Origin of the sequence: Mesorhizobium sp. M1A.F.Ca.IN.022.07.1.1, from assembly GCF_003997575.1 — a bacterium.
Classification (GTDB): domain Bacteria; phylum Pseudomonadota; class Alphaproteobacteria; order Rhizobiales; family Rhizobiaceae; genus Mesorhizobium.
On the sequence record NZ_RZST01000670.1, the window covers coordinates 1 to 946 of the forward strand.

Below are 946 nucleotides of genomic sequence, written 5' to 3' on the forward strand. Positions count from 1 at the left end.
GGGCGACCCGGCCTGGCCGGCAGCCAGGCATGCGGGCCGACCGGCGCCAGCAGCGCCGCCTCGCGCTCCGCCTCGAGCCTGATCAGCGACAGCGAAAACCCGTTCATGTTGAGCGCGGTCATCAGATGTCCGGGACCGATCGTCAGCCTCACCGCCTTTGCCAGCGGCGAGGCCAGCACGGCATTGGCGATCAACGACATTTCGAGCGGCGGTACCGATCCGAGATTGTTGATCAGCAAGGCATAGCGGCTGCCGGCATCGAGCCGGGCCGCGAGGCGGTCGGCCATGATGGCGACGAGCGCACTGGCGCTCTGCAGGGTTATGCGCTCCACGCCCGGCTCGCCATGGATGCCGAGACCGAGCTCGCCATCGCCGGCGCCGAAGCGGTCCTCGTGGGTCTGGCCGGGGATCGAGCAGGAGGAGAGCGAGATGCCGAGCGAAACAATATCCTTCGCCGCCGCCCGCGCTGCCGCCGCGACCGAGGCTAGATCATGGCCGGATTCGGAAAGATGTCCGGCGATCTTGTGCACGAACAGCGTGCCGGCGATGCCGCGCGGCTGTGCGATGTCGGGCAGCGCGATGTCGTCGCCGACGATCACCATGTCGACCGCGAAGCCCTCGGCGCGGGCCTTTTCTGCGGCGAGGCCGAAGTTGAGGCGGTCGCCGGCGTAGTTTTTGACGATCAGCAGGCAGCCGGCCGGCCCGGTCGTCGCGCGGATCGCCGCCAGCACCGCCTCGACGCTCGGCGAAGCAAAGATCTCGCCGGAGACAGCCGCCGTCAGCATGCCGGCGCCGACGAAGCCCGCATGCGACGGCTCGTGCCCCGCGCCGCCGCCCGAAACGACGCTGACCTTCGCCTTGTCCCAGTCGGCGCGCAACACCACCTTGATCTCCGGATAGCCGTCGAGCCGCGCCAGCGCCCCGGAGCCGGCAGTGGCCAGATAAC

At 69.6% G+C, this 946-nt stretch carries 1 protein-coding gene; it reads right to left on the minus strand.

Annotated elements, in window-relative coordinates; translation table 11 throughout:
- Positions 1-941, minus strand: a 941-nt coding sequence (locus EOA75_RS33280) for a dihydroxyacetone kinase subunit DhaK (protein WP_245466834.1), incomplete at its 3' end; no start/stop codon positions are given.
- Positions 942-946: the final 5 nt, after the last annotated feature.